Origin of the sequence: Streptomyces polyrhachis, from assembly GCF_042663125.1 — a bacterium.
GTDB classification, from domain to species: Bacteria; Actinomycetota; Actinomycetes; order Streptomycetales; family Streptomycetaceae; genus Streptomyces; species Streptomyces polyrhachii.
Window position 1 is genome coordinate 45,687 of the sequence record NZ_JBHSZO010000020.1, and the last position, 19,479, is coordinate 65,165.

The following is a 19,479-nucleotide window of genomic DNA, read 5'->3' on the forward strand; positions in this document are numbered from 1 at the left end:
TGCTCACGAGGGCGACGGGGAGGGGGACTCCGTTGTGCAGAGGGTGGTGAAGGAGACGCCGCTGGACGTCTCCTCGGGGCTCTTGACCTGTAGTGCGACCACGTCCTCGTAGGCGCCGCCCTCGGTGTACGCGGTGATGACGTGGTCGACCTGGATCGAGTATTGGCCGCTGGGGAAGTGCGCGTCCTTCCAGTCGGAGTCGCCCTTGCCGGTGCGGGTGACCCAGCGGTACGAGAGCTCGGCGGGCGCGCGGTTGACCTTGATGACGCCGTAGAAGGAGGGGGCGCTGCCCTCGGGGGGCGGGCAGGGGCCGGAGTAGTCGGCGCGGGCGGCGGAGACCGTCAGCGTGACGGCGAGCGCGGGGGGTGCGGGGGGCGACGCGGTGGTGGCCGACCTGGTGGTGGGTCCGTGCGTGGGCTTCTCCGTCGGCGCGTCCGTCGGCGTGTCCGTCGGGTCGCCGGTCCCGCCCGTGGTCTTGCCGCCGCCGTCGTCCGTACTGCCGCCGGAGGTCTGACCGCTGCTGCCGTTGCCGTCGCCGTCGCCCAGCAGGGCGTAGGCGAGGCCGCCCGCGCCGAGGGCGAGGGCGAGTACGCCGGCGGCCAGGACGGCTCCGGCGCGGCGGCCGCGACCCGCGGGCGCGCCCCCCGTACCGGGGTCGGTCGCGGGTCCGAAGCCCTGCGTGCCGCCGGACACCGCCCCGTGCGCCGCGTACGGCGGGCTGCCGCCGGACTGCTCGCCGACCGTCGTGGGGACGTAGCCGCCCGGTGGCAGGGGGCGGGTCCCGGTGGGGCGGCCGCCCGCGGCGACGAGGCGCAGATCGCGCTCGGCCTCCGCGGCGCCCATCCGCTCCGCCGGGTCCTTGCGCAGCAGCCCCTCGATGACACCGGCGAGGGCGCCCGCCCGGACCGGCGGGGGAAGCTCCTCGTCCACCACCGCGCGCAGGGTGGACAGCGCGGTGTCGCGGCGGAAGGGGGAGGCACCCTCGACGGCTGCGTAGAGCGTGACGCCCAGGGACCACAGGTCGGAGGGCGGGCCGGGGTTGCGGCCGAGGGCCCGCTCGGGGGCGAGGAACTCGGGCGAGCCGATCACCTCGCCGGTCATGGTGAGCGCCGAGCCGCCCTCGATCACCGCGATCCCGAAGTCGGTGAGGACGACCCGGCCGTCGTTGGCGAGCAGGATGTTGCCCGGTTTGACGTCGCGGTGCAGCACGCCCGCCTCGTGCGCGGCGCGCAGGGCGGCCAGCACCTCGGCGCCGATCCGCGCCGCGCGGGCGGGCGGCATCGGGCCCTCCCCCTCGGCGGCGGCCTCCAGCGCGTCGGCCAGGGAGACGCCGCGGACCAGTTCCATCACGATCCACGGGCGGCCGTCGTGGGTGGCCACGTCGTAGACGGTGACGACGTTGCGGTGGGAGACCCGGGCAGCCGCCCAACCCTCGCGCTCCAGCCGGGTGTAGAGGCGCTGGACCTCGGACTCGTCGAGTCCGCGCGGGGCGCGGACCTCCTTGACGGCGACCTCGCGCCCCAGCAGTTCGTCGCGTGCCAGCCAGACGACCCCCATGCCGCCCTGGCCGAGGGCGCCGAGGAGCCGGTAACGCCCCGCGATCAGAGGATCGTTGCCCGTGTCCCCGCTCATCCGTCCCCCCAAGCGCCGACGGTGCGATTCCCCTCAAAGGTAGCGCCGAACCCCGCCCTCCGGCTGCGCCTTGGACAGGTGCCGGCGCCGGCGGCGGGGACGCGCCCGCGCGCCGCCCCCTTCCGGTCAACTCCCCCCGACTCCCGGTCAATTGATGATCCTCCGTCAATTGCCTTGAATACCGGGTGAATCCGGTACTGGGGATGCGCGCGTGGCGCCGAGGGGCGGTAGGGTTACCCTGCCCGAGCCGGGTGCCCTCGTACGGGTGGGGAGTGTCATGGAACAGATAGCGATGCGGAGCAGGGCCCGAGTCCCTGCCATCGACTGCAACAACAGTGTGTCGAGAGCGCGGGTGGACCGCCATCTCGCCGTGCTGGCCGGGCCTCCCGTGCCCCTCGCCGAGTCACAGGGGGCGACGCTGCTGATGCAGGAACTGACGTCCCGTCGGCCCGAGCGCGCACAGCCGAGCCGGACGGCGCGGGTGTCCCTCTTCGCGCCGCTGAAGCGGCTGCGCCGCACGCTCTTCGGCAGCCGGCACCCCTGACCCGCGCGCCTTTCGGCGCCTCGGACGGATACGCCATACCCGGCAGTGGCGTATCCGTCCGCTTTTTTCGCGACTGACACATCGACAAAGCCAGTAAAGCCCGCACCGTCGGTTGTTGATGCCGTGTCGCTTTCCCTCTTTCTCCCCTCGCTCCCGCCCGGTCGGCCCGTACGGCCGGACGGGCGGTTTCGGCGACGCGCCGGCCGCCTGTCCGTGTCCCGGCGCCGCTGCGGCCCCGGCACGCTGTATCCCTGATCCCTGGCGGCTCCGGGCCAGGTACGGGGGTTCCGGCCCGGCGCCGCCTCAGGGGAGGTTTCCCCGGAGGGGACAATGGCCGGATGAGTCTGAGAATCCAGCTGGACGACGCCTCCCCCGACGCCCCGTTCGAGCAGGTGCGCGCCCAGATCGCCGAGGCGGCGCGGACCGGTGTCCTCCCCGCGGGCCACAAACTGCCGACCGTGCGGGGGCTGGCCGAGGAGCTGGCGCTGGCGGCGAACACGGTCGCCAAGGCGTACCGGGCCCTGGAGGCGGACGGGGTCGTCGAGACGCGGGGCCGCAACGGCACCTTCGTCGCGGCGGCCGGCGACGCGGCGGCCAGGGAGGCGGCAGCGGCGGCGCAGGCGTTCGCCCAGCGTGCCCGGCGGCTGGGACTGGCCGAGGAGGAGGCCCTGCGCGCCGCGCGGGAGGCGCTCCGGGCGGTGTACGGCCGGGAGGCCGCCGGCTGACGCGCGGGGGCGGAGCCCGCACCTCCCCCATCTCGATCCCCGCCAAGTCCCCCACCCCAGCCCCCACCGCGATAAGCGGATGCACTCCCTCTCCCCCGCCACGTATCGTCCCGCCCCATGCCGCTGATCATTCGTGACTTCCGCCCCGCCGACGCCGACGCCGTGCTGGAGGTGCGGCGGGCCGCCGTGCCCTTCCTCGTACAGACCCGGGAGGCGCTGATCGAGGCCGTCGCCCACGCCCCCGCCGCCCAGCGGGCGCGGCTGCTCGTCGCCGAACTCGACGGCGCGGTCGTGGGAGTGTGCCGGACCGGGCTGGAGCACGGGACCTCCGAGCCGGGCCACGCCTACGCCAACCCCCAGGTGCATCCCGAGCGCCGCGGCCGCGGAGTCGGCGGCGCGCTGCTGGCGGCGGCCGAGCGCCATGTGGGCGCCGTCGGCGCCGTACGGGTGCACAGCTGGGTGCTGGACGAGGAGGGCCCGCGCGCCTTCGCCGAGCACCGCGGCTACACCTCCTCGCGCGCCTCCCACATCCTGCGCCTGGACCTCGCGGAAGCCCCGCTCCCCCGCCTGCCCGAGCTGCCCGCCGGCACCGGGCTGCGGACGCTGGGGTCCCTGCGCGCAGAGCCCCGCCCGCTCTTCGCCCTGGAGTCCGAGGCCGTCCTGGACGAGCCCGGCGACGTCGTCACCGACACCCTGGACTTCGATACCTGGTTCGCCGACACCTTCGTCCACGGCGGCATCGACCAGGAGTTGAGCACCGTCGTCGTGGTGGACGGCATCCCGGCGGCGCACTCCTACGTGGAGACCGACGGCCGCGACCGGCTGGCCTCGCGCGGCACCGGCACCGGGCGCGCGCACCGGGGGCGCGGCCTGGCGAAACTGGCGAAGACCGACTCGCTGGGCCGGGCCCGCGCGGCGGGCTACACGGCCGCCTTCACGGGCAACGACGACACCAACGCCCCGATGCTGGCGATCAACAGGGGCCTGGGCTACGAGTACTTCACCGGCGAGCGGCGCTACGTCCGCGATCTGTGACATGCGCCCACCCTCGCAGGAGGGTCTGACAACGCAGCGTGACCGGCCGCCCGCACCGGCCGACAACGTCCGCGGGCAGGGCGGCCTCGACGTCCGCAGGCGTCCTTGACACATGCCCGCGGCCGCCAGCATCGTTGCGGCCAAGGACCGGGCAGGGTCCGGCGTTGACGGCGACCGCAACCCCCAGGCGGTGTGATGCGCTTTCGGATCCTCGGACGGCTGGACGTCTTCGACGGCAAGGGACGGGTGCAGATCGGCGCCGCCAAGCAGCGGGCGCTCCTGGCCCATCTGATCGTCTGCGCGGGCCGGTTCGTGCCCAGCGAGGCCCTGATCGCCGAGTTATGGGGCGAGCACGTCCCCGATTCGGCGCCCAAGTCCCTCCAGGTGTACGTCCACCGCCTGCGGCGCACCCTCGGCGCGGCGGGCGAGGGGCTGCGCACCAGGCCCGGCGGCTACGAGCTGGACGTGCCGCCGGGCGGCACCGACGCCGAGCGCTTCCGCGCGCTGGCCGACAGCGGGCGCGGCGCGCTGCGGGAGCGCCGCGGGGAGCGGGCCGTCGGCCTGCTCACCCAGGGCCTGGCCCTGTGGCGCGGCCCGGCGCTGTGCGACGTACCGCCGGGGCCGGTGGTGGCCGCGGAGGCGGCGCGGCTGGCGGAGTGCCGGCTGACGGCCTGGCAGGACCTCGCCGACGCCAAGCTGGCCGTCGGGCGCAGTGCCGAACTCGCCACGGAGCTGGGCGCCCTGGTGGCGGAGCACCCGCTGCACGAGGCGCTGTGGGCGCGGCTGATCCTGGCGCTGCACCACTGCGGCCGGCGCCCGGACGCACTGCAGGCGTACGTACGGGCGCGGCGCACCCTCGTCGCGGAGCTGGGCGTGGAGCCCGGCGAGGAGCTGCGGCGGGTGCACGCGGAGGTGCTGGGGGCGGCGCGCACCGGGCGCCGGCCTGCGCCGTGCCAGCTCCCCGCCGCCGTACCGGACTTCGTGGGCCGCCGCGAGCCACTCATCGAGGTGCAGCGGCTGCTGACGTCGGCCGGTGCGCGCGAAGGCGCCCCGCCGCCGCGGACGGTCGTGGTCACCGGGGTGGCGGGCGCCGGGAAGTCCGCCTTCGCCGTGCACGCGGCGCATCTGCTGCGCGGCGCCTTCCCCGACGGTCAGCTGCACCTCGACCTGCGGGCCGCGGACACGCTGCCCGCGGACCCGGGCGAGGCGCTGGGCTCCCTGCTGAAGTCCCTCGGCATGACGGGGGCGGCGATCCCGCGCTCCCCGGCGGAGCGCGCCCGCCGCTACCGCGCCGAACTCGCCGACCGCCGGACGCTGGTGCTGTTCGACAACGCGCAGGACGAGCGGCAGATCCGCCCGCTGCTGCCCGGTACGGGCGCCGGCGCGGCCCTCGTGACCAGCCGCGCCGCGCTCGCCGGCCTGGAGGGCGCGCTGCGGATCGACCTCGGACTGCTGGGCGAGGGCGAGGCGTTGGAGCTGCTGGCGCGGGTGGTGGGCGACGGGCGCACGCGCCGCGATCCGGCCAGCGCCGCGCGGATCGTGGGGCAGTGCGGCGGGCTGCCGCTCGCGCTGCGGATCGCGGGCGCCCGGCTGGCCACCCGCCCGCACCTGTCGCCGCAGCGGCTCGCGGACGCCCTGGCCGACGAGCGCCACCGGCTGGACGAGCTGGTCGCGGGCGACCTGGAGGTGCGGGCCAGCGTCTCGCTGAGCTACGAGGCCCTGGACCCCGAGGCGCGCCGGGCGCTGCGGCTGCTCGGCCTGCTCGACACGCCGGCCTTCCCCGGCTGGGTGGTGGCGGCGCTGCTCGATCTGCCGCGGGCGGAGCGCGCCTTGGACGTACTGGTGGACAACCACCTGGTGGAGGTCCGCCTGACGGACCTGACAGACCTGACGGACCGGACGGAGGGGCGCGCGGTCGGCGGCGAGCCGCGCTACCGGCTGCACGACCTGGTGCGCCTCTACGCCCGGGAGCGGGCCGCCGCCGAGGAGACGCCGGCCGGGGCGGGCGCCGCGCTGCGGCGGGTGTACGGGGCGTACCTGGAGCTGGCGCGGACGGCGGCGGCGCAGCTGGGCTCCGACTTCGCCCCGCCGGTCCCCACGCCGCCCGCGCCGTGGCCGCCCGCCGCCGCCGAGCGGGCGGCGGTGCGCGCCGCGCCGATGACGTGGCTGGAGGCGGAGCGTACGACGCTCTGCGCGCTCATCCGGCAGGCGGCCGGCGGCGGTCCGGGGCGCGGGGCCGGGCGTGGGAGCGGACCCGGCGGCGGCCTTGAGGCGGGGCTCGCCTGGCGGCTCGCGGCGGCGCTGCTGGGGTTCTTCGAGTCGGCGGCGCACTTCGACGACTGGCGCGACACGCACACCACCGCGCTCGCCGCGGCCCGCACCGCCGGCGACACGCTCGGCCTGGCGGTGCTCCATCGGGGCCTGGGCGAACTCGCCACCGTGCAGGACCACTACGCGGACGCGACGGCCTCCTTCCGCCGGGCGCTGGCGGCGTACGGACACCTGCCGGCCGCGGACAGCACCGACCCGGCCGGTAGCGGCGCACAGTCCGGGGAGGCGGCAGCGGCGGCCGGGCTCGGCGTCCTGCTGCGGCTGCGCGGGCAGTACGGGCCCGCGCTCTCCTGTCTGCGCCGCGCCGTCGCCGTCGCCGCGGCGGCAGACGGTGTACGGGCCGAGGTGTACGCCCGCTGCGGGCTCGGCGCGCTGCTGCTGGAGCGGGGCGAGGCGGCGCTGGCGCGCGCGGAGTTCGAACGGGCGCTGGCGCTCTCGCGTACGGACGGCCATCCGCACGGCATCGCCGCCGCCGAGCGCTACCTGGGCCTCGCCGCCCTCGCACAGGGGCGTCTGGACGCGGCCCGCGAGCGGATGACCCGCAGCAGGGCGCTGTTCGCCGCCCACGGCGACCGGGTCGGGGAGGTCCACGCCCTGCACTGGCTCGGCCACATCACCGACGCGGCGGGCGAGGCGGCGGTGGCGGAGCCGATGATCGAGGAGTCCCTCGCGGCGTACCGCCGCTTCGGTGAGCGCTTCGGTGAGGCCCTCGCCCTGCGCTCACGGGCCGACCTGCTGCTGCACACCGGCCGCGGGGACGAGGCGCTGGCGGCGGTGGAGCAGTCGCTCGCCGTCTGGAGCCGGCTGGAGAGCCCGTACTGGACCTCGCGCACCTACGACCTGCTGGCGCGGGTGCACGGGGCGGCGGGCGGTCTGCGCAGCGGACCCGCCGCCGACCGCGCCGCCCGCCGCGCCGCCGCCCTGCGGGCCCGCGCCGGCCTGCCGGCCGGGCTGGCCGCCGTGCGCACACCGCAGGGGCGCCCGCTGGGCGGGCATCTGCTCCCGGCGGGGGCGCCGCTCAGGCGTACAGTCCGCGCAGCCGTACCGACAGGCAGGTGACGCAGCCCTCCAGCTTCTCGAACTCGCTGATGTCGACCTCCACCGGCGTGTAGCCCAGCGCGGCGAGGAGGCGCGCGCTGCGCGGGGCGCCGGCGGCCATCAGCAGCGCGCCGCCGCCCAGGTCCACGACGTGGGCGCCGCTCTCCTCGGGGACCGGCAGGAAGCGCGGGAAGAGGGAGCTGTCGTCGACCAGCGGCGGGTGGCCGATCACCGTGCCGTCGGGCAGCGCGGTGACGGCGGACTTCAGGTGCAGCACCTTGGTGACGGGCACCGCCACCACCCGCGCCCCCAGCGGCTCGAAGGCGGAGCGCAGTTGGGCCACGCCCGCTCCGTTCGTACGGCCGCCGCAGCCGACGTAGACCGTGTCGCCGGTCTTCAGTACGTCGCCGCCGTCCAGCGTGCCGGGCCCGCGCACCCGGTTGACCGAGCAGCCGAGCGCGGTGACGGCCTCCTCGACGGCGGCCGTCTCCGGCTTGCGGGAGTCGGCGCCCGGCCGGGAGATCAGGGCGACGTTGCGGAACATCACCACCGTGTCCTCGACGAACACCCCGTCCGGGCAGTCGTCGGCCGGCGCCACCTCCCGCGTCCGCCAGCCGTGCGCCTCCAGCACGCCGACGTAGTCCTCCCACTGGCGCAGGGCGAGCGCCGCGTCGACGGGGCGGCGCTCGATATGGGTGACCAGGCCCTCCGCGAGTCGCGGGGAGGGGCGGCGGACGAGGGCGGTGCGACTGGGGCTGATCGGACTGCTGGTCGTCGTCATGACCGGGATCCCATCACACCGCTCAGTGGGAGTGCTCGCCGTGGTCCTCCGGCGGCGCCTCGGAGGGGTTTTCGCCGGGGGCTTCGTCCGCAATCGCCGCCCCCGTACCGGCGTTGACGGTGAAGGCGGCCGTGCGCACCCGGTCGCCGTGCTTGAAGTCCAGGTACAGCCGGTACGCCCCCGGGCTCGGCGCGGTCGCGGCGAAGGAGACGTCCGGCCCCGGCTCGGTGGCGCCGTCGCCCGGCGCGCCCTCGGGGTGGACGTGCAGGTAGGCGAGGTCGCCGGCGCGCAGGGCGACGAGGTGCCCGTACGCCCCGAGGTAGGGCTGCAGGTCGGTGACCGGGCGGCCGTCCTTCTCGACGTGGAACTTCAACTCCCGCCCGGCGCCGGGTACGAGGGCGCCGTCGAGGCGGACGGTGTAGCCGTCCACTGCGGCGGTGCGGCCCGGCGCGGGCAGTTCGGCGGGGTTGTAGGCGCCGGCCACCGCCAGGTCGGCGCCGAGGGTGAGCGCCTTGGCGCCCTTCGCGGCGGGCTTGAAGTCAGCGAAGACCCGGTAGTCGCCGGCCCTGGGCAGCTCGACCGCGACGCTCCAGGTGCCGTCGGCCGCCCGGACGGGGTGCACATGGCGATAGGTCGACAAGTCGTGGGAGGCGAGGATGAGATGCAGCTCCTTCTCGTGCTCGCGCTCGTACGCCGTGACGGGGCGCCCCTTCGCGTCGAGGATGGTGAAACGCAGCTCGCCGGGCGTGTCCGCCCGCAGGCGCCTGGTCTCCAGGTCGAGCGTGTAGCCCGCCTCGGAGACCTGCAGCCCGCCTGCGGCCTGCGCCGCCGACTGCCCGTGGCCGCCGTGGCCCTCCGTGTCCGAGTCCTGTTCGGACTCCGCGCGGGCGTGTGCGCCGTGGGCGGGCGGCTCGGCCCGCGCGCTGTCCGGGCCGATCGCGCCGCCCAGTCCGTAGGCGCCGGCGAAGACCACGGCGAGTCCGCCGGCGAAGACCCCTGCCTTGAGTGCGGTGTTCATGACCTCTCTCCTCTCGACACCTCAGAGCATACCCCCAGGGGGTATGAAGTCAAGCCGGTTCACCCCTCGCCACCGATCGCTCCACACCCCCTTCCGTATGATGAGCGAGTCTCGATCTGACTTTCGAAAGCCGGAGGCGCACCCGTGGAAACGGCCGAATTCACCGAGGTCACCAGCGAGAACGAGCTGCGCGCGCTGATGGGCACCCCCATGCCGCAGGCCGTTTCCAAGGAGCGGGCCGCCCTGCACGCCCTGGACCGCGAATGGCTGGCGAGATCCCCGCTGCTGTTCATGTCGACCTCGAACGCGGACGGCAGCTGCGACGTCTCCCCCAAGGGCGACCCGGCCGGTTTCACCGTCGTCCTGGACGACCGCACCATCGCCATCCCCGAACGCCCGGGCAACCGCCGCCTGGACGGCTACCGCAACATCCTGTCCAACCCGCACGTCGGGCTGCTCTACCTGCTGCCCGGCCGCTCCGACGCCCTGCGGATCAACGGCCGCGCGCGCATCGTCCGCGAGGCGCCGTTCTTCGAGGAGATGACGGTCAAGGGGCACCGGCCCCAACTGGCGCTGGTGGTCGGGATCGAGCAGGTCTTCCACCACTGCCCGAAGGCGTTCCTGCGCTCGGGCACCTGGCAGCCGGAGACCTGGGACCCGGAGGCGCTGCCCGGCCGCGCGAGGATCGCCAAGCTGCTGGAGGCACCGGAGCGCTCCCTGGAGGAGCTGGAGGAGTACTACGGGCCGAAGTACGCCGAGCGGCTCTACGGCTGAGCGGCGCTACGGCCGAGCGGTCCCACCGGCCGAGCGGCCCGGCGGGCGGGCGCACGCGGGTCAACCGGCCCGCTCCAGCTCCGCGATGACCTCGCGCAGCCACTCCCGCTCCTCGCGCCCCGCGGCCCTGGCCACCCGCAGCATGCCGCGCCGGAAGGGGTCCGCGACGTCCTCCACGCGCACCGGGCGGCCCTTGTCGTAGAAGAAACTGGTCGGCTCCTCCAGGAGGTCCAGCCGGCGCCGCAGTACGGCGGCCTGCGCCGCCGGGTCCTGGAGGTGGCGCAGGAAGGCCAGCAGGACGTTGAAGCGCTGCGTGTCGCTGATCTCCACGGACTTGGGCGCGCGCAGGCGCTCGCGCAGCGCGGCGCGGCCCTTGTCCATGAGTGACAGCGTCCGCCGGGGGGCCGCCCCGGCTCCCGGCTCCGTGTACTCCGCGAGCAGCCCGGCGGCGATCAGTCGGTTGATCGCCGGGTAGAGCGATCCGTCGCTGACCGGGCGCACATGGCCGCTCAGGCCCCGGATGCGCTCCTTGAGCTCGTACCCGTGCAGCGGCTCCTCGTAGAGGAAGCCGAGGATCGCCAGCTCCAGCATCTGTCCACAGCCCCTTGCGTGTGCGCGGTTCGGCATGCCATCGTACCTCGCATCGATATACCTCGAATCGATGCATTGGGTATCGGGGCTTCGCGGTCGGGGCTTCGAAGGGATGAAGGGGGAGGTTCATGCATGACGCGGTGGTGACGTCGGACGGGGACCGGATCCGCTGGGTGGAGCTGGCCGGCAGCGAGCCGGCGAGGGTCTATCTGCACGGGCTGGGGGCGAGTTCGCCGGTGTACTTCGCGGCGGCCGCCGCCCATCCGCTGCTGGCGGGGCGCCGGTCGCTCCTGGTCGACCTGCTGGGCTTCGGGGTCAGCGACCGGCCGCCGGGTTTCGACTACGGCCTCGAATCGCACGCGGACGCGGTCGCCGCCGCGCTGCGGGCGGCGGGGGTCGCGGGCGCGGAGGTGATCGGGCACAGCATGGGCGGCTCGGTGGCGGTCGTGCTGGCGGCGCGGCATCCGGAGCTGGTCTCCCGGCTGCTGGTGGTCGACGGCAATCTGGACGCGCAGGCACCGGCGCGCGGGGCGGCGGGCAGCCGGGGCATCGCGGCGTATTCGGAGGACGAGTTCGTGCACGGGGGCGGCTGGGAGGCGACGGCGACGTCGGTGGGCGCCGCCTGGTGGGCGACGATGCGGCTGAGCGGCCGCAAGGCGCTGCACCGCAGCTCGGTGCGGCTGTGCCGGGGTACGGCTCCGTCGGTGCGGGAACTGCTGCGCGGCCTGTCCGTCCCGCGCACGTTCATATGGCCGGCCTCGGACGGGGAGTTGCGGGGCGCCGGTGAACTGGCGGCTTCCGGCGTGCGGTTGGCGCCGCTCGCGGACTGCGGGCACAACGTCATGCTGGACGCGCCCGACGCCTTCGCGCAGTCGGCGGCGCAGGCGCTGGGGTAGCGACGGGCCACCGCCGCTGGGCGGTGGCCCGTCGCTCCTCGTGGGGGTTCGGCGCGCCCGGCGCGCTCAGGGCTCAGGCCGCCACCTCCCGCCCTTCCCGCTCGGCGCCCTTCGCGGGGCCATCGGCGGTCGCCGCGACCCGGCCGCCCCGGCTCCCGCGGTCCATCAGCAGCGCCGTGAGCAGCGCACCGGCCCCCGCGATCCCCGCCGCGCCGGCGAAGGCCGCACTGAAGCCGTTCGTCAGCGCCGGCAGGTCGCCCAGCCGGCCCGCGCCCTGCGAGGCGGCCACGGCGGTCAGGGCGGCGAGGCCGAGCGCGGAGCCGACCTGGTAGGTGGTGCTGACGATCCCGGAGGCCAGACCGGCCTGCTCCTGCGGGGCGTTGGCCATCGCGGACATCAGGCCGGGGATGTAGGCCAGGCTCATCCCGACCGCCGCGACCAGCGACGCCGGCAGGACGTCGACCAGGAAGCTGCCCGCCGGCTCCACCGCCGACAGCCACAGCAGTCCGGCCGCCAGCGTCAGCAGTCCGCCGACCAGCAGCTTCTTCGCTCCGAAGCGGCCCAGCAGTCGCGCGGTGACGGTCGTCATGAAGACCATCAGCAGCAGCGTCATCGGCAGCAGGGCGGCGCCGCTGGCGAAGGCGCCGTAGTCCAGGACCTGCTGGAGGTAGAGGTTGAGGAAGTACCACATGGGCACCCAGGCGGCGCCCAGCAGCGCCATCGCCACGTTGGCGGGGGCGAGCCCCGGCGTGCGCCAGATGCCCAGCGGCATCAGCGGGGCGCGGACGGTGCGCTGGAGGGCGAGGAAGAGCGCCAGCAGCGCGGCGGCACCGGCGAGTTGCAGCACCGTGGCGGTCGAGCCCCAGCCCGCCTCGGGGGCCCGGACGACGGCGAAGACCGCGAGGGCCAGACCGGCGGTGACCGCCGCGGCACCGAGGACGTCGATCGCACCGCGGCGGGAGCCGACCTCGGGGAGCAGCTTCGTGGCGGCCAGGGTCGCCAGACCGATCGGGACGTAGATGACGAACACCCAGGGCCAGCTCAGCCATTCGGTGAAGACCCCGCCGAGGAAGACCCCGGCCGTGCCGCCGACCGGGGCGGCGGCGCCGTACAGCGCGAGTGCCTTGCCGAGTTCCTTCGGGTCGTGGCTGAAGAGGACCATCAGCAGGGTCATCGCGGCCGGGGCGATCAGGGCGGCGCCCACGCCCTGGACCGCGCGGCCGGCGATCTCCACCCAGGCGGTGTGCGCGGCGGCGGCGACCACCGAGCCGGCGATCAGGACCGCCCAGCCGGCGGTGAAGACCCGCCGGGCGCCAAGGAGGTCGGAGAGCCGGCCGCCGAGGAGGAGCAGGCCGCCGAAGGCCACCACGTACGCGTTGAAGACCCATTGCAGGTCGCCCTGCGAGAAGCCGAGGTCGCGCTGCATCTCGGGCAGTGCGACGCCGATGATCGAGGTGTCCATGATGACCATGAACTGGGCTGCGGCCAAGACGGCCAGCGCCCACCAGCGGTGTGGGTTGATGGTTGGCATGACGGTTTCCCTCCCGTACCTGCGATACCCACCGGGGGTATCTGCGAAAGCAGGTATAGCATACCCCCGGGGGGTATTCAACGGGCAGGAGTGAACGGGGAGTTCACCTGACCGCGGCGCCGCGGGCCCCGGCCCTTCGCCTCGCCGGACACGCCGAGGGGGGCTCCGGGTGCCCGGAGCCCCCCTCGGCAGGCTTGCGTCAGTCGAAGTTCAGGCCGCCCGTGCGGGTGCGCTTGAGCTCGAAGAAGTAGGGGTAGCCCGCCAGCTCCCGGGCGGCGTCGAAGATGCGGACCGCCTGCTCGCCACGGGGAATCGCGGTGAGCACCGGGCCGAAGAAGGCCACACCGTCGATGTGGATCGTGGGGGTGCCCACCTCCTCGCCGACCGGGGCCATGCCCCGGTGGTGGCTCTTGCGCAGCGCCTCGTCATAGGCGTCGGTCTCCGCCGCCGCCGCGAGTCCGGCGGGGAGGCCGATCTCCGCGAGCGCCTCGTCGATGACGGCCGGCAGGTCCTTGCGGCCCTCGTTGTGGATCCGGGTGCCGAGCGCCGTGTACAGATCGCGGAGCACCTCGTCACCGTGCTCCTGCGCCGCGGCGATGGCGACCCGGACGGGCCCCCACGCGGCGTCCAGCAGGGTGCGGTACTCCTCGGGAAGGTCACGCCCCTCGTTCAGCACGGACAGACTCATCACGTCGAAGTGGAGGTCGATGTCACGCTCCTTCTCGACCTCCAGGATCCAGCGCGAGGTGATCCAGGCGAAGGGGCAGACCGGGTCGAAGTAGAAGTCGACCCGGGGCTTGCTGGTCTCGGATGCTGCCGTCATCAGCTCGTCTCCATCGGGGTGGTCGAGGTGGATATGGGGCCGGCCGGCCGTCGGCCGGGGCGCAGAAGCAGACACTCTGCCGAACGCCCTCACCCGCCCACCCCCTGCAACAACACAAGGCCGCCGGCCCATTCCACCCCGACGCCCCTCCCTCCGGACGGGTTCGCTTCGAGGTGGACGACGCCGGCCGGCTCGACACTGTCGCCTCCGGCGGCAGGACTGGGTCACCGCCGCTCTCGCGTTGAACGACGTTCCCGAACTGGACTCCGTGCTCGCCTCGATCCGCCGGGGGGCGGTTGGTGTTCACCGTGCCGCACCCGCGTTTCAAGGCACCGCCCTCCTCGGCCGCCTCCGTCGGCGCGCTGGTCCGCCACCGCTTCATCCTTGAGGTGGTCGCCGAGCCCGAGCCGGGCAGGGGGTCTCGTCGAGGAGGAGCCCCGGCGGGCCGCGCCGCCGCCGTTTCTCGTCGTACAGGCCGCAAGCGGCGGGAGTTGGCGGTCCACCCCGCCGACGCGCCGCGTCACTCCGCGCGCGGAGGTTCAGGGCGTTCTTCGGGGGTGTCCGCGCTGCGGATCTCCGGGACCATGCCCTCCAGTTCGGGGATGAGCTCCGCCACGCCGGGCAGCGCTTCCTGGCTCGGCGGCGGCTCCGCCGGGCGGTCGGAGCGCGGAGCGGCAGGCACGCCCGGAGCGCCCGGAGCGGCCGGCGCGCGCTCCAGGAAGCGCAGGAGCTCCACCGGGATCGGCAGGACCAGCGTGGAGTTCTTCTCCGCCGCCACCGCCATCACCGTCTGCAGCAGCCGCAGTTGGAGCGCGGAGGGGGTGTCCTCCATCTGCTGCGCCGCCTGCGCCAGCTTCTTCGACGCCTGCAGCTCCGCGTCCGCGTTGATGACCCGGGCCCGGCGCTCGCGGTCCGCCTCGGCCTGGCGGGCCATGGAGCGCTTCATCGTCTCCGGCAGCGAGACGTCCTTGATCTCCACCCGGTCGATCGTCACGCCCCACTCCACCGCGGGGCTGTCGATCATCAACTCCAGCCCCTGGTTGAGCTTCTCCCGGTTCGAGAGTAGATCGTCCAGCTCGCTCTTGCCGATGATCGAGCGCAGCGAGGTCTGCGCCATCTGGGCGACCGCGAAGCGGTAGTCCTCCACCCGCACGACCGCCTCCGCGGGGTCCACGACCCGGAAGTAGACGACCGCGTCCACCCGCACCGTGACGTTGTCGCGGGTGATGCCCTCCTGGGCCGGGACCGGCAGCGTGACGATCTGCATGTTGACCTTGCGCATCCGGTCGACGGCGGGAATGACCAGCGTGAGCCCGGGCGGCTTGACCTGGGGCCGCAGCCGGCCGAGCCGCAGCACCACCCCGCGTTCGTACTGCTTGACCACGCGGACTGCCGCTATCACGTAGACCACGCCGAGGACGGCGAGCGCCACTCCCGCGGCCACCAGGGCTTCGAACATCATCGCTCCCCTGTGGGCTGGTACCCCTCCCTCCAGGGTAACGCCGCCACCACGCCCCGTGCAGGGCCGCGGCGAGCCCCCCGCCCGGTGCTCCGGGCGGGGGGCTCGCCGCCGCCGTCAGTACACGCTCACGCCGTACGCGGAGAGCGCCTCCTTCACCGGCTGGAAGAAGGTAGTACCGCCCGAGCTGCAGTTGCCGCTGCCGCCGGAGGTGAGGCCGAGGGCCGTCGAGCCGGCGAAGAGGGAGCCGCCGGAGTCGCCGGGCTCGGCGCACACGGTGGTGCGGATCATGCCGTAGACCACGTCGCCGTTGCCGTAGTTGACGGAGTAGTTCAGACCCGTCACCGAGCCGCTGTGCACACCGGTGGTGGAGCCGCTGCGCTTGACGGCCTGGCCCACGTAGGCGTCGCCGGCGCCGGCGATGTCCTGCGAGGTGCCGTTGTAGAGGTTCACCGTGCCGGGGTGGGTCAGCGAGGCGTTGTCGTAGCGGATGAGGCCGTAGTCGTTGGTGGGGAAGCTGGAGCCCACCGTCGGGCCGATGAGGGTGGTGTTGCTGGAGTTGGTGTACCAGTTGCCGCCGCCCTCCGTGCAGTGGCCGGCGGTCAGCACGTAGTACGTACCCGCGCTGTTGCGGACGTTGAAGCCCACCGAGCAGCGCCCGCCACCGGAGTAGATCGCCTGGCCGCCGTTGAGGTACTTGGTCAGCTTGCCCTTGAGGCGGTCCACCCGGACGGCGTCGGTCCCCGCCGCCTTCTTGAGCTGGGCCACCTGGCCCGCGGTGACCCGCTGGTCGACGGCCACCACCAGGGTGCCGGTCGCCGTGTCCACGCTCCACGCGGAGCCGGCCACGTCGGCCGCGCGCACCGCGGCACCGGCCTTGGCCAAGGTGGTGGCGTCGGCCCGCGGGGCAGGGTCCGCGTTGCCGGCCATGGCCGTCGGGACGGCCGCGACCGAGGCGAGCAGGGCGGCGGAGGCCACGGCGGCCAGCCGGAACCGCCGCGGGATGGAGCGATGGGGGGTAGGAAGCTTGATGCTCACTTAGCTCCTCCGAGAGGGTTGGGTACCCGGGTTGGCCGGGTACGTGAGACGCAGCAGCAGCACAGTTTTGCCGTGCCCCTGACAAGCGCTGCCACGAGTATTCGGATGTTCACCCGCAAGCGCAAGGGTGCCTTCCACTTCCGCGGGCCGAGCGGGTACGGAGCACCCCGTCCCGACACCGCCCGCCGACCGGGTAGCCATCCCGGTCGGCGGGCGGTACCGAGGACCGGCGTCAGTAGATCGTGACCTTGTACTTGTTCACGGCCTCGCGCACCGGCTGGTAGAACGTGGTGCCCCCCACCTGGCAGTTGCCACTGCCGCCGGAGGTCAGGCCCAGCGCCTTGGTGCCGTCGTAGAGTGCGCCACCCGAATCGCCGGACTCCGCGCAGACGTTGGTCTGGATCAGGCCGCGCACCGTCTCACCGCTCGAGTAGTGGACCGTCGTGTTGAGCGCGGTGACGGTGCCGGTGTGCGTACCGGTGGTCGAGCCGCGGCGGGTGACGGACTCGCCGACGAAGGGTTCGGCGACGGTGAAGCCGCCGGGGTGGCTCACCGAGGCGTTGTCGTAGCGCACGAGCGCGTAGTCGTTGCCCGGGAAGCTGGCGTTGACGGTGGGGCCGACCAGCGTGCTCTGCCCGCCGTCGGCGTACCAGGTCCCCACCACGCCGCCGCAGTGGCCCGCGGTCAGGAAGTAGTACACGCCGCCCTTGACGACGTTGAAGCCGAGCGAGCAGCGGTAGCCGCCGCCGTAGATGGCGTCCCCGGCCGACAGCAGCGGCTTGAAGACGCCGGCCGCCCGCTCGATGGTGACCGAATCGCCGTACTTCGCGGTCGCGTTGCGCAGTTTGGCGAGCCCGGCCGCGGAGACCGTGGCGTCCGCGGTGACCTTCAGCCGGCCCTTGGCGTCCTTGCCCCAGGCCGTGCCGCCGACCTTCGCGGCGTCCACCGCCGCGGCGGCGTCCGCGAGGCCGCCGGACCCGGCGGGGGCGGCCTGTGCCGCGGGCAGTGCGACGGTTCCCGCGGTGAGCAGTGCGGATACGAGCGCGGTGGCGAGGGTGATGCGCTTGAGCCTCAACTCGGTCTCCTCAGAACGACGATGGGACAGGAACACCGCCCTGATGGGCGTGGCCCTGACAAATACTCAGGCGAGTATCACCTTCCGTCGCAGGCTCCACAAGGCCACCTGACAATCTGTCGCACAGAGGTAACACCAGCCGCGGGCACGGGCGGACGTCCCGGCACACCGCCAGGACCGCGGCCACCAGGACCGCGGCCCCCGTCAGCAGTCGCAGCCGCAGCCGTCGCAGCAGCAGCCGCAGCCGTCCCCGCCGCAGCAGTCACCGCACCCGCAGTCGCAGCCGTCGCCGTACTTGGAGCACGCCCCCTCACGCCGCTGCCCGGTCCACGGATCCTCGAACTCGGAGGCGCAGCACACCTGGCACGTACAGAGCAGTCCGGCGAAGACCAGGCAGCCCGCCAGCGCCCCGCGGCGCCGCGGCGGCCCGGGCGGCGGCAGGCCGGGCCCCTGGGGCGGGGCGCTGTACGGGTTCCCCCCGGGCGGCGGCCCGTACGCCCCGACCGGCCCCGCGTGCCCGCACGAGGCCCCGAAGACCCGCGTCACCGAGTACGGCAGCTCGTGCACCAGCAGCCGGTGCGCCAGCACGGCGGCCTCGGACCGCGGGCCGGAGCCGAACTCCACCTCCCGCAGCGCCAGTCGGATCCCGTGCACCGCGTCGTCGCAGAGCCGGCGGACCTCCGCGAGGTCCGCGCCCGTGGCGGCGACGGGGTTCCACGCGCCGGCGGCGGCGTCGGTGCCCAAGTCCTCCACGGCGTCGAGGAGATGGGCCAGCCGGCCGAAGAGCCGTCCCGCCTCGGCGAGCGCCGCCGCGTTGCCGGGACGCCCCGCGAGCACCGCGGTGTGGGCGAAGGCGGCGGCCGTGGCGGTCTCGGTGGGCTCCGTCACGGCGAGCAGCGGCGTACCGCGGCCGGCGAGCCGCTCCACCCCGGGCTGGCGCGCCACCGCGTCGAGCAGCACCCCGGCGTCGAAGCCCAGTTCGCCGCCCGCGCGCGTCCCGCCCCGGCTCCAGGCCCCGGCCACCCGGCCGGCCAGCGCCGCGACCCGCGGGCGGGCCAGCAGCCCGTCGCCGTCGGCGACATGGTCGCGGACCTTGGCGGAGGCGAGCACCAGCGAGACGGCCGCCGCGAGCCGCGCGCCCTCCCCGTTCGCCACCGAGGCGGTACGCATCCCGCGCAGCGGACACGGCCCCGCGCGGCGGCGCTCCACGCCCTCCGACGGGAGCTGAGCATCCGTCAGAACGCTGATGACCAGTCCGTCATAATTGGTCGCGACACGCGCGAACTGTCCATGATCACCGCGCAACGCCAGGCAGAGGCCGCACAGATGGGCCAGCCACGAGGCGTGCAACTGCTCCGAAAGCCGGTGTCTGCACGGCCTTACGATTCCGAACACAGGCCCCCCGCCGGTTCAAATCCGCTAGTAACTTCACCCGTTCGTCCCACACTCACCCGGATGGCCCACGATAGAGTATGCGACACACCGTCAGTGGCCTTGATCAGCAAGAACTCTGACCCGCGGGTGCCCGTTCTGCACCAGCTGTGTCACGAATCGCCCGCGAGGTAACAATACGATTGACGCATCATCTGCATCATGGATGACCATAGGTGCGCGGACGGAAAGTCAGCCCCGGAGAGAGGAGGCGTCCATGGGAACGGTGCGCAGGGCGAGCGCTTGGCTCGGACTCGTCGACGACGGTGACGACGAGCGGTACTACGACGACGACTACGCGGAGGCGACGGAGCAGCCGACCGTGCCCCCCTCCCGCCCCGCCACCTGGGTCACGGACCCCCGGGTGCGCGTGGTCTCCGAGACGGCGGAGCAGCAGGGCCACCGGATCGCGACGATCACGCCCGACGGGTTCCGCGACGCGCGCGGGATCGGCGAGCTGTTCCGCGAGGGCGTCCCGGTCATCGTGAACCTGACGGGGATGGACCCCGCCGACGCCAAGCGCGTCGTGGACTTCGCGGCGGGTCTGACCTTCGGCCTGCGCGGCACCATCGAGCGTGTCGCCACCCGGGTCTTCCTGCTGACCCCGGCCACGTACGAGGTCGTTCCCGGCGAGTCGGCGCGCGACGGCTCGGGCGGCTTCTTCAACCAGAACTGATCCGCGGGGCCCCTCACCCGGGCCCCGCGGACCTTCCGCTCGTACGGCGCCTTCCCCCGTGTCCCCCGTATCCGCGCCGAA

At 74.2% G+C, this 19,479-nt stretch carries 17 protein-coding genes; 7 read left to right on the forward strand and 10 right to left on the reverse strand.

Going from position 1 to position 19,479, the window contains the following annotated elements; translation table 11 throughout:
• Window positions 1-3 precede the first annotated feature (3 nt).
• A complete protein-coding gene (locus ACFQLX_RS14475; RefSeq protein WP_386414997.1) occupies window positions 4-1,632 on the reverse strand; it encodes a serine/threonine-protein kinase in 1,629 nt (542 codons plus the stop codon).
• Between the two features lie 277 nt (window positions 1,633-1,909).
• On the opposite strand from ACFQLX_RS14475, the gene ACFQLX_RS14480 reads away from it, so the two are divergent.
• From ACFQLX_RS14480 to ACFQLX_RS14495, 4 genes are all read left to right on the forward strand, one after another.
• Entirely contained in the window at window positions 1,910-2,176 is a 267-nt protein-coding gene (locus ACFQLX_RS14480) for a hypothetical protein (protein ID WP_386415000.1), read from the forward strand.
• 338 nt (window positions 2,177-2,514) lie between these two features.
• Complete coding sequence (locus tag ACFQLX_RS14485) at window positions 2,515-2,901, forward strand: GntR family transcriptional regulator (RefSeq protein ID WP_386415003.1); 387 nt, start codon at window positions 2,515-2,517, stop codon at window positions 2,899-2,901.
• Between the two features lie 117 nt (window positions 2,902-3,018).
• Window positions 3,019-3,936, forward strand: a complete 918-nt coding sequence (locus ACFQLX_RS14490) for a GNAT family N-acetyltransferase (protein ID WP_386415005.1) — start codon at window positions 3,019-3,021, stop codon at window positions 3,934-3,936.
• Between the two features lie 195 nt (window positions 3,937-4,131).
• Window positions 4,132-7,326, forward strand: coding sequence for an AfsR/SARP family transcriptional regulator (locus ACFQLX_RS14495; RefSeq protein WP_386415008.1), 3,195 nt, complete (start codon window positions 4,132-4,134; stop codon window positions 7,324-7,326).
• On the opposite strand, the gene ddaH is transcribed toward ACFQLX_RS14495, so the two are convergent.
• Window positions 7,286-8,086: a dimethylargininase gene (ddaH, locus tag ACFQLX_RS14500; protein ID WP_386415010.1), complete on the reverse strand. Its 801-nt coding sequence runs from the start codon at window positions 8,084-8,086 to the stop codon at window positions 7,286-7,288. The two genes, ACFQLX_RS14495 and ddaH, sit on opposite strands and share 41 nt — an antisense overlap.
• A 22-nt stretch (window positions 8,087-8,108) precedes the next feature.
• Window positions 8,109-9,104, reverse strand: a complete 996-nt coding sequence (locus tag ACFQLX_RS14505) for a hypothetical protein (RefSeq protein WP_386415011.1) — start codon at window positions 9,102-9,104, stop codon at window positions 8,109-8,111.
• Window positions 9,105-9,248: 144 nt separating this feature from the next.
• Between ACFQLX_RS14505 and ACFQLX_RS14510 the strand changes: the two genes are divergently transcribed.
• Window positions 9,249-9,878, forward strand: coding sequence for a pyridoxamine 5'-phosphate oxidase family protein (locus ACFQLX_RS14510; RefSeq protein WP_386415013.1), 630 nt, complete (start codon window positions 9,249-9,251; stop codon window positions 9,876-9,878).
• 60 nt (window positions 9,879-9,938) lie between these two features.
• Here the strand turns inward: ACFQLX_RS14510 and ACFQLX_RS14515 are convergent, their stop codons facing one another.
• On the reverse strand, window positions 9,939-10,469 hold the full coding sequence (locus ACFQLX_RS14515) for a PadR family transcriptional regulator (protein ID WP_386415014.1): 531 nt from the start codon (window positions 10,467-10,469) through the stop codon (window positions 9,939-9,941).
• A 128-nt stretch (window positions 10,470-10,597) separates the two neighbouring features.
• Here ACFQLX_RS14515 and ACFQLX_RS14520 point away from each other — a divergent pair, with 128 nt between their 5' ends.
• Window positions 10,598-11,365, forward strand: coding sequence for an alpha/beta fold hydrolase (locus ACFQLX_RS14520; protein WP_386415017.1), 768 nt, complete (start codon window positions 10,598-10,600; stop codon window positions 11,363-11,365).
• A 73-nt stretch (window positions 11,366-11,438) separates the two neighbouring features.
• On the opposite strand, the gene ACFQLX_RS14525 is transcribed toward ACFQLX_RS14520, so the two are convergent.
• The 6 genes from ACFQLX_RS14525 to ACFQLX_RS14550 form a co-directional block, all read right to left on the reverse strand.
• Complete coding sequence (locus ACFQLX_RS14525) at window positions 11,439-12,896, reverse strand: MFS transporter (RefSeq protein ID WP_386415019.1); 1,458 nt, start codon at window positions 12,894-12,896, stop codon at window positions 11,439-11,441.
• Window positions 12,897-13,095: 199 nt separating this feature from the next.
• Window positions 13,096-13,719, reverse strand: coding sequence for a mycothiol-dependent nitroreductase Rv2466c family protein (locus tag ACFQLX_RS14530; protein ID WP_386415020.1), 624 nt, complete (start codon window positions 13,717-13,719; stop codon window positions 13,096-13,098).
• 520 nt (window positions 13,720-14,239) lie between these two features.
• Complete coding sequence (locus tag ACFQLX_RS14535) at window positions 14,240-15,178, reverse strand: slipin family protein (RefSeq protein ID WP_386415094.1); 939 nt, start codon at window positions 15,176-15,178, stop codon at window positions 14,240-14,242.
• A 117-nt stretch (window positions 15,179-15,295) separates the two neighbouring features.
• Window positions 15,296-16,216, reverse strand: coding sequence for a S1 family peptidase (locus ACFQLX_RS14540; protein ID WP_386415022.1), 921 nt, complete (start codon window positions 16,214-16,216; stop codon window positions 15,296-15,298).
• A gap of 232 nt (window positions 16,217-16,448) precedes the next feature.
• Window positions 16,449-17,291: a S1 family peptidase gene (locus tag ACFQLX_RS14545; protein WP_386415023.1), complete on the reverse strand. Its 843-nt coding sequence runs from the start codon at window positions 17,289-17,291 to the stop codon at window positions 16,449-16,451.
• A 204-nt stretch (window positions 17,292-17,495) separates the two neighbouring features.
• Window positions 17,496-18,686: a DUF5685 family protein gene (locus tag ACFQLX_RS14550; RefSeq protein WP_386415025.1), complete on the reverse strand. Its 1,191-nt coding sequence runs from the start codon at window positions 18,684-18,686 to the stop codon at window positions 17,496-17,498.
• A gap of 253 nt (window positions 18,687-18,939) precedes the next feature.
• On the opposite strand from ACFQLX_RS14550, the gene ACFQLX_RS14555 reads away from it, so the two are divergent.
• Complete coding sequence (locus ACFQLX_RS14555) at window positions 18,940-19,398, forward strand: cell division protein SepF (RefSeq protein ID WP_386415027.1); 459 nt, start codon at window positions 18,940-18,942, stop codon at window positions 19,396-19,398.
• The last annotated feature ends 81 nt before the right edge of the window (window positions 19,399-19,479 follow it).

Coding starts and splice junctions, on each gene's coding strand:
- ACFQLX_RS14475 (WP_386414997.1), bottom strand. CDS start 1,632: ATGAGCGGGGACACGGGCAACGATCCTCTGATCGCGGGGCGTTACCGG.
- ACFQLX_RS14480 (WP_386415000.1), top strand. CDS start 1,910: ATGGAACAGATAGCGATGCGGAGCAGGGCCCGAGTCCCTGCCATCGAC.
- ACFQLX_RS14485 (WP_386415003.1), top strand. CDS start 2,515: ATGAGTCTGAGAATCCAGCTGGACGACGCCTCCCCCGACGCCCCGTTC.
- ACFQLX_RS14490 (WP_386415005.1), top strand. CDS start 3,019: ATGCCGCTGATCATTCGTGACTTCCGCCCCGCCGACGCCGACGCCGTG.
- ACFQLX_RS14495 (WP_386415008.1), top strand. CDS start 4,132: ATGCGCTTTCGGATCCTCGGACGGCTGGACGTCTTCGACGGCAAGGGA.
- ddaH (WP_386415010.1), bottom strand. CDS start 8,086: ATGACGACGACCAGCAGTCCGATCAGCCCCAGTCGCACCGCCCTCGTC.
- ACFQLX_RS14505 (WP_386415011.1), bottom strand. CDS start 9,104: ATGAACACCGCACTCAAGGCAGGGGTCTTCGCCGGCGGACTCGCCGTG.
- ACFQLX_RS14515 (WP_386415014.1), bottom strand. CDS start 10,469: ATGCTGGAGCTGGCGATCCTCGGCTTCCTCTACGAGGAGCCGCTGCAC.
- ACFQLX_RS14520 (WP_386415017.1), top strand. CDS start 10,598: ATGCATGACGCGGTGGTGACGTCGGACGGGGACCGGATCCGCTGGGTG.
- ACFQLX_RS14525 (WP_386415019.1), bottom strand. CDS start 12,896: ATGCCAACCATCAACCCACACCGCTGGTGGGCGCTGGCCGTCTTGGCC.
- ACFQLX_RS14530 (WP_386415020.1), bottom strand. CDS start 13,719: ATGACGGCAGCATCCGAGACCAGCAAGCCCCGGGTCGACTTCTACTTC.
- ACFQLX_RS14535 (WP_386415094.1), bottom strand. CDS start 15,178: ATGTTCGAAGCCCTGGTGGCCGCGGGAGTGGCGCTCGCCGTCCTCGGC.
- ACFQLX_RS14555 (WP_386415027.1), top strand. CDS start 18,940: ATGGGAACGGTGCGCAGGGCGAGCGCTTGGCTCGGACTCGTCGACGAC.